Origin of the sequence: Cyanobium sp. BA20m-p-22 (assembly GCF_024346275.1) — a bacterium.
Classification (GTDB): Bacteria; Cyanobacteriota; Cyanobacteriia; order PCC-6307; family Cyanobiaceae; genus Cyanobium_A.
Genome location: NZ_JAGQCQ010000202.1, coordinates 1 through 6,753 on the forward strand (window position 1 = coordinate 1; position 6,753 = coordinate 6,753).

The window sequence follows — 6,753 nt, forward strand, 5'->3', positions numbered from 1 at the left end:
TCGAAGTCGTCCAGAAGTTTGGCCTGCCGGAAATTAATGACCACACAAACAGGTTTTCAGGCCAGGAGGTGAGGGGGGCCAGGTAACCGCCCCTGGCTTGGGCAGCTAGCCGCGCCTCTATCCAGGTGATCCCCTCTGGAGCCACAACCACCTCGTAGTAATGGCCATTGGTTTTCCACTGCACTAAATCCGCCAGGGCAGGGTCTGCCGCTATCAAGTTGAGAATGGCGCCGGCACAAGTCGCAACGCTGTAACCCAGCCAGCGTGAAATCCGCTTTGATTGCCGCTTCAAAAGGTGAACTCCACCAGAGCGGACCATTAAAACCCGGGATTGGGCTGAGGCCTGGGGGGAGTTTCGTCCGCTGTCGCTGACAGTTGCTGCAAAACAGCCTGCACCTAGGGAGAGTGCGGGTCAGTGGGGCGATTGCCTCCTTGTGAGATCCCACCATGCCTAAGAGACCCTTCAACAGCCATCGGCTGGACAAGCCTGAGCAAGGCTTGGTAATTGGTGAACAGCAAGACTGCCAACCGGCGGACAGGCACTACCGCCAACTGGAGCAGAAGTACCACCACTCACCTCAATACGCTGCGATGGTGCAGCAATACTCGGTTTTGAGGCACTCAATCGAAGTTTGCCAACAACCCGAACTGGTGGGATCTAAGCCCGACCCATCTTCGAGCGCTCAGGAAGCCAGCTGGGTCAACTGGGCTTGTCGGCTTTGATCCAGAGCTGGAAAAGGCGTAGGCCTCCTGCACCCCAAAGGATTGTCCAAACCACAAAAGTGGTGGCGGTTCTGAGCTGGCCATCCTCAAGGGTGTAGAGGCCAGCTCTGATAAAACCAGCATCAATCAAGGAACCAAGGATTCCCCAGCCGAGCACCCAGGTAATCAAAAAGCCGATTGCTTGAAGATTACCCGTCATGAACTAAGGGGAGCCGGTTATCGGTTGCTCGGTGAGGAGAGGTCAGTTGGACGACTGAAGACGTAGGCAGTCATGCCGGTTAGCAGCACGACAAGACCAATCACGGCCGAAATGGCAAGGGTGTAGTCGGTGCCCATGGATCAACCGAGGCCGATTTGGCTAAGGATGCCTTGGCCGGTCAGCAGCTCAGTGCCAAGCCCGATCACAAAGCCGAGCATGGCGAGGCGGCCATTCCAGGTTTCAGCGAAGGCGACGAAACCGAAGCGGGGAGTAGTTTCAGCCATGGGTGTTGCGGTTTGTTTCGCAAAGCATAACAGATTGTGAAGGGCGCGTGAGCGCTCCCCTCGCCTGGGCGCCGGGCCAAAATGGGTGTGGCCTGTGGGGGGTTGGTGGCACAGGTGGCAATGGGCAGCTCGATCGTGCTGGCAGCAGATGCCCCGGAGAGCCTGGCCCGGTTCTATGGCGCCCTGCTGGCAGTGGAGCCGCGGCCTGGGCTAGCTGGGAACCACTGGCTGGTGGCCTGGCCTGCGGGCGGTTGGCTTGAGCTCTACGCCCCAGGCCGAAATCGGCCCCAACCCCGCCAGCAGGGGAGGTTGGCCCTCGGTCTAAAACGCGAATGCGATGGCACCGGGCCACTGGCAAGCCTCGAAGCCTGGATTGCTTCAAGCCTGGGCTTGGGCGCCACCCTGCTGGCGCCAGCGCGACTGGAGCCCTTTGGCGCTGAGGCCTGGTTGCTGGACCCGGAGGGCAATCGGCTACTGCTGTTGGTGGCAGCACCGATTGACAAGGGCCAGCCAATTGGAGGTTCAGCATGAGCAAATCACTTGCCCCCAATGCCATGAGCGGCCGGGTGTTCCGGCCCGCCGCCGAGCGTTTCCACAGCCAGCTCGATTGGCTCGACAGCTGGCACTCCTTTTCTTTCTCAAGCCACTACGACCCGGCCTGGCTGGGGTTTGGGCCCCTGCGGGTGATCAACGACGACACCATTGCCGCCGGGCGCGGCTTTGGGATGCATCCCCACAGCGACATGGAGATCATCACCGTGCTGGTGGAAGGCCAACTCCACCATCGCGACTCGCTGGGCCATGCCGAGGTGCTGCGGGCCGGTGAGGTGCAGTGCATGAGCGCCGGCAGCGGGGTGAGGCACAGCGAAGTAAATGGGGGCAGCGTTCCCTGCCGGTTGTTGCAGATCTGGATCGAGCCCAGCAGCACTGGCATCGCCCCGGCCTACGAGCAGAAGCCCTACCCAATTGGCAAGGCCTGGACTGCCCTGCTCGATCCGCTCAGGGCGGATGGTGCCATGGCGATTCACAGGCCGGTGCGGCTATGGAGGGCCCAGCCGGAGGCTGGCGACAAGCTGGGCCTGGCGATCGCTGCCGGCAGCCAGGGCTGGATTCAGCTGATCAACGGTTCGGGACTGGCCGATGGCCAGGCGCTGCAGCGGGGCGATGGTCTCGGCTTCGGCGCCGGAACCCTGGAAGCCTTCAGGGCAGGATCCAGCGGAGCCGACCTACTGCTGTTTGAGCTGGGCTGATACTTGGTTCCTGATAAGCCCAGAACTGCGCCAGACTCGCCATGGGCCAAGAAGGATTTCTCGCCCTTCAATTTCTCGCCTGCCATTGCTTGCCTGTCAATTCCTTGCCGCTAGATAAAGCCGATCCAGCCAATCAAGCCAAGGCGCTAGGAGCTAATTCCCCCCGGCTGGGATCTGGCCTGTTGCTCCCCTGGCCCCGCTGCTGCCCCTGGCTACTGATCCTGGCCGGGGTAGCGCTTGGCTTCGTGCTGGGCTTCAGCCCTTGGCTGTTCTTGCTGATCGGTGTCTTCTGCCTGCTGAGCGGCATGATTGGCAAGGCCTGAGTGGCGGCGGAAGGATTCCCCGGCGGTGAGCAGGGCCGATCCCACCAGCAGCGCCGCAAAGCCCCGCCGCAGCAGGCGGTCTGGAAGTTTTGGTGCCAGCCGCTGGCCTATCAGGGCACCCATGAAGCCCCCGATCAACAGGGGGAACAGCAGCGGCAGGCCGGCGGCGGGCCAGCTGCCCAGGGCTGCCATGGCCACAAGACTGTTGAGGGCGATCAGCAGCAGGCTGGTGCCGCTGGCCAGCTGCATGGGCAGACCAGCCAGGAGCACCAGGGCAGGCACGATCGCAAAGCCCCCGCCCACGCCGGCAATACCCGTAAGCAGGCCAATCAGTACCCCCTGACCGCCGAGAAACAGGCCACCGAGCTTCACCACTGGTTTGTGGATGGAGACGGGCCGGGTGAGCAGCCAGGCGGCCAGCAGCGCCGCAATGGTGAACACCCCTAGCTGCACCGGTTCGCTCAGATGGCCTGCCTTGACAAAACTGCCGCCGATCCAGCTGCCGGCCAGGGCAGGCAAGCCGAGGATCAGGGCCGGTTTGGCAGCCACCTGGCCACGCCGCAGGTAGGGACCCAGGTTGCCCAGGGCCATCAGGGTGACCACCAGCAACGAAAGGGGTACGGCCTCCCGCACCGACAGGGCTGCGCCGCTGATCAACAGGGGCATCAGCAGGATCGAGCCGCCGGCACCGAGAACGGCGAGCAGAAAACCGATCAGGACCCCACCCGCACCCAGCAGCAACACCAGCGAGACGATCACTTGGCCACCTTGGTCCAGGTCATGGGCACAGATGGGGCCTTCATGCTGCGGCTACTCCCTCCAGCGGGTAGCCGGCAGATGCCCACTTACTCAGCCCGCCGCGTAAATTTGCCACGCGTAAGTGGCCCGCCTTGAGCAGTTGCTGGGTGGCCAGGGCCGAACGACTGCCGGAATGGCACACCAGCACCAGCGGGCGATCGAGGGGGATCTCGCCGGAGCGACCCTCCAACTCGGGCAGGGGGATCAGCAGGCTGCCGGCCAGCCGACCATCGGGGCCCTGGTATTCCTCGGCGGAGCGCACATCCAGGAGGGTGACCTCCTCGCCATGGGCGACCACCCAGGCCGGATCGAGCTCGGGCAGGCCGGCATAACTGAGCTCCACCGGAGCCCAGGAGGCCGCCGCCTGGGTTGAACGGGGCTTGCCGGAGCGCATGTTGCCTGGCAGGGCCTCGGCAATTCTGTGGGGGTGGGGAAGCTTCATGTTCTGCATGTAGCCGACAAAATCGCGCTCGGTGGCTGCAGCGCCTAGGCGGGGATTGAAGGCCAGCTCTTCGGCAACTGAGGTGATGTTGCGGCCGGAGTAGTCGTGACCGGGGTAGAGCAGGCAGGCCCCAGGCAGGGAGTAGATCTGCTCGGTGATCGATGTCCAAAGCGTGTGGGCATCGCCCTGCTGGAAGTCACAGCGGCCACAGCCCCGCACCAACAGGGCGTCCCCGGTGAAGGCCATTGACAGATCGTCCAGCACGAAGGTGAGGCAGCCGTTGGTGTGGCCAGGCGTACTGCGCACTTCCAGGTGGCGGGAACCGAAGTTCAACCGATCGCCGTGGTGCAGGGGCAGGCTGACGTTGACGGCGCCGGCGGCGGCGGCCAGGGCGATGGCGCAGCCGGTGGCCTCATGCATCAGCCAGCTGCCGGTGACGTGGTCGGCGTGGGCATGGGTGTCGATCGAGGCCACCAGTTCGATACCCAGCTCGCGGATCAAGGAGAGGTCGCGGCCGTGCCGCTCGAAGACCGAATCAATCAGCACCCCAGCCCGGCTGGCGACATCGGCGAGCAGATAGGTGAAGGTGCCTGTCTCGCCATCGAGCAGCTGGCGAAACAGAAGCGGGCCGCCCCCCGCGGCGGCAGCCAAGCAAAAGTGAGACGGGGCGGCGGACTGCATGGCAACCGATTGCTTACTGCTATGAGCTTACGCGCATAAAGGGTATAAAGGCGAGCCCTGTTGGCCTGGCGGAAGCCAACCCCGACCAGGCAGAATGCTTTTAACGTCATAAGGGTTTTTGATGGGCCACACCACACCTGGCTCCCCCCCCACCCCTGAACTTCTCGATGAGCTCAGCCAGTTCTTCCGGTTGCTGAGTGAGCCGGCCAGGCTGCAACTGTTGTGCCAGTTGGAGCACCAGGGGCCCATGGATGTGGCAGCCCTGATCGAGGCCACCGGCTTCAGTCAGTCCCATATCAGCCGCCAGCTGGGGCAGCTGCAGCGTGCTGGTCTGGTGCGGAACCAGCGGGAAGGGGTGCGGCTCACCTACGCAGTGGCAGATCCGCTGGTGCCCCAACTTTGCAATTTGGTGCAGACGAGCCTCAGGCAACGCCTGGAGCAACAGTTGCAGCTGTTGCAGTCGGCTTGATCCAGCCAATCCGCCATGCCCCACCACGCCGATCGAGACAGCAAGCTGTGCGCCGTCTGCGGGCGGCGTTTTGAGTGGCGCAAAAAGTGGAAAGACGTCTGGCAGGAGGTGCGCTACTGCTCGGAACGCTGCCGCCGCCGGCGCAGCGTCAGCGACCAGCAGCAATAGGCTTGCTGAAGCTGAGAATCCTGTAGCGCAGCCAGCCCAAGCGGCTCAGCTGCTCGATCCGGGCCGTATCGCGCACCGCGCTAGCCGCACCCATGGCATCAAACAGTTCCCGCACCACCGCATAGGTGGGCAGGGTGTGGGCGGTGATGTCTGAATCGTTGCGGAGCTCCAGGCCGTGGAGCCTGGCTTGAGAGGCATAGCGGCGTTGATCCCAGCGGCAATCGATCGGTCCGTAGGTGCCATTGCTAAACGGCGCCCCCCGCAGGCTCTGCAGCACCCGCAGCAGGATTGCCAGCGGACGGCAGGGCACAAAATCACTCAGCACCAGGCGCCCCCCCGGCCGCAGCACCCGCTGGACTTCCTGCAAAAAGGCCTGACGGCTTGGGAAGTGAAAGATGCACTCCACCGCCAGCACCAGGTCCACACTGGCTGGGGCCAGGGGCAGGGCACAGGCGTCAGCCACTATCCAGTCAATCGTGTTTGCCGCTCGCGGCTGCACAAGCTGGCGAGCCCGCTCGATCTGGCGGCCATCGAGATTGAGGCCCGTAAGGGCAAGGCCATCCCAGTTCTGGTTGAGGCTGGCAATGGTTCCGCCGAAGCCGCAACCCACATCCAGCACGCTCTGGCCGGCCTGGAGATGGGCCTGATCCAGGAGCAAATGGGTCAGGGCTTCGGCGGCCTGGGGGAATTCCTGCCGGGCACGCTGGGCGCAGGTGTGGGGATCTTGCCAGTATCCCCAGTGCACATGGTTGCCGAAGCAGCGCTCAAGCTGGGCATCGCCAGCCGCAAGTCGCCGCAGCACCTGATCGAAATAGGGCAGGGCAGGGGCTGGCATGGCGAGGCCGTCGAGGGGATCCAGCAAATCAATGATCACCCAAATCAATGATCCACCAATTTCCAGAACCCCCATTCCGTGCCAAACAGTTCGACCAGGCGCAACACAAAGGCGTCATGGTCTCGATGGCCCTGCCAGTCGTCGATGCGGCAAGCCAATTGGTCGCAGCTGCGCAGATGGTCTGCCGCATGGCGATAGCGCCTGGCGTTGCCAGTCCATAGGGCGAAGAAGACCATCGGCCGCAGCAGCAGCGTCGCCGCCAGGGGGAATTTGGCGCTGAGGCGATCGGCTGCGACCGTGTGGATTTCATAGGCATCCCCATCCCACTCCTGCCCATGGGCGAGCACATGGCTTGCGGCTCTTGCCAAAGCAGGCCACTCCACCAGAAAGTTCAGGCCCAGCAAGCTGACTGGATGGCCCTCTGCCTGCTGCAGGGCGCGCTCCTCCGCTTCTGCGTCTTCAAAGGCAGCGAGACGCTTTAGGTAGTCGCGCAGGTGGGGAATGGAAAGGCTTTTGCTGAACCACTGCCAGCGCAGCTGCTGGGCCTCGCTGGTGCGATTGAGGGCATCGAGCACTGCAAT

At 63.5% G+C, this 6,753-nt stretch carries 10 protein-coding genes; 4 read left to right on the top strand and 6 right to left on the bottom strand.

Annotation, left to right across the window (positions count from 1 at the left end; genetic code table 11):
* Positions 1-184 (bottom strand): hypothetical protein (locus KBZ15_RS15405; protein WP_255016083.1); only part of this gene is annotated, 184 nt, incomplete at its 3' end.
* 878 nt (positions 185-1,062) lie between these two features.
* On the bottom strand, positions 1,063-1,206 hold the full coding sequence (locus KBZ15_RS15410; protein WP_197149318.1) for a chlorophyll a/b-binding protein: 144 nt from the start codon (positions 1,204-1,206) through the stop codon (positions 1,063-1,065).
* A gap of 105 nt (positions 1,207-1,311) precedes the next feature.
* Between KBZ15_RS15410 and KBZ15_RS15415 the strand changes: the two genes are divergently transcribed.
* Both KBZ15_RS15415 and KBZ15_RS15420 read left to right on the top strand, forming a co-directional pair.
* A complete protein-coding gene (locus tag KBZ15_RS15415) occupies positions 1,312-1,737 on the top strand; it encodes a VOC family protein (protein WP_255016084.1) in 426 nt (141 codons plus the stop codon).
* On the top strand, positions 1,734-2,456 hold the full coding sequence (locus tag KBZ15_RS15420) for a pirin-like bicupin family protein (RefSeq protein ID WP_255016085.1): 723 nt from the start codon (positions 1,734-1,736) through the stop codon (positions 2,454-2,456). The genes KBZ15_RS15415 and KBZ15_RS15420 overlap by 4 nt, the downstream gene beginning before the upstream one ends.
* A gap of 212 nt (positions 2,457-2,668) precedes the next feature.
* Here KBZ15_RS15420 and KBZ15_RS15425 read toward each other — a convergent pair whose 3' ends face one another.
* Both KBZ15_RS15425 and KBZ15_RS15430 read right to left on the bottom strand, forming a co-directional pair.
* Positions 2,669-3,535 (bottom strand): sulfite exporter TauE/SafE family protein, encoded by an 867-nt coding sequence (locus KBZ15_RS15425; protein WP_255016089.1) that lies wholly within the window; start codon positions 3,533-3,535, stop codon positions 2,669-2,671.
* Between the two features lie 43 nt (positions 3,536-3,578).
* Entirely contained in the window at positions 3,579-4,700 is a 1,122-nt protein-coding gene (locus tag KBZ15_RS15430) for a rhodanese-like domain-containing protein (protein ID WP_255016086.1), read from the bottom strand.
* Positions 4,701-4,821: 121 nt separating this feature from the next.
* On the opposite strand from KBZ15_RS15430, the gene KBZ15_RS15435 reads away from it, so the two are divergent.
* Entirely contained in the window at positions 4,822-5,169 is a 348-nt protein-coding gene (locus KBZ15_RS15435; protein ID WP_254930383.1) for a metalloregulator ArsR/SmtB family transcription factor, read from the top strand.
* A 15-nt stretch (positions 5,170-5,184) separates the two neighbouring features.
* Positions 5,185-5,337 (top strand): DUF2256 domain-containing protein, encoded by a 153-nt coding sequence (locus KBZ15_RS15440; RefSeq protein WP_255016087.1) that lies wholly within the window; start codon positions 5,185-5,187, stop codon positions 5,335-5,337.
* Here KBZ15_RS15440 and KBZ15_RS15445 read toward each other — a convergent pair.
* The gene (locus tag KBZ15_RS15445) at positions 5,318-6,247 is read right to left on the bottom strand and encodes a class I SAM-dependent methyltransferase (RefSeq protein ID WP_255016088.1); all 930 of its coding nucleotides are present in this window, start codon (positions 6,245-6,247) and stop codon (positions 5,318-5,320) included. The two genes, KBZ15_RS15440 and KBZ15_RS15445, sit on opposite strands and share 20 nt — an antisense overlap.
* Positions 6,217-6,753: DUF6880 family protein (locus KBZ15_RS15450; protein WP_396123509.1), on the bottom strand; the 537-nt coding region annotated here is incomplete at its 5' end. The genes KBZ15_RS15450 and KBZ15_RS15445, both read right to left, overlap by 31 nt.

What these genes read in the sequence shown, in the direction of transcription:
- KBZ15_RS15410 (WP_197149318.1), bottom strand. Translation starts at nt 1,206, where the DNA reads ATGGCTGAAACTACTCCCCGCTTCGGTTTCGTCGCCTTCGCTGAAACC.
- KBZ15_RS15420 (WP_255016085.1), top strand. Translation starts at nt 1,734, where the DNA reads ATGAGCAAATCACTTGCCCCCAATGCCATGAGCGGCCGGGTGTTCCGG.
- KBZ15_RS15430 (WP_255016086.1), bottom strand. Translation starts at nt 4,700, where the DNA reads ATGCAGTCCGCCGCCCCGTCTCACTTTTGCTTGGCTGCCGCCGCGGGG.
- KBZ15_RS15435 (WP_254930383.1), top strand. Translation starts at nt 4,822, where the DNA reads ATGGGCCACACCACACCTGGCTCCCCCCCCACCCCTGAACTTCTCGAT.
- KBZ15_RS15440 (WP_255016087.1), top strand. Translation starts at nt 5,185, where the DNA reads ATGCCCCACCACGCCGATCGAGACAGCAAGCTGTGCGCCGTCTGCGGG.
- KBZ15_RS15445 (WP_255016088.1), bottom strand. Translation starts at nt 6,247, where the DNA reads ATGGGGGTTCTGGAAATTGGTGGATCATTGATTTGGGTGATCATTGAT.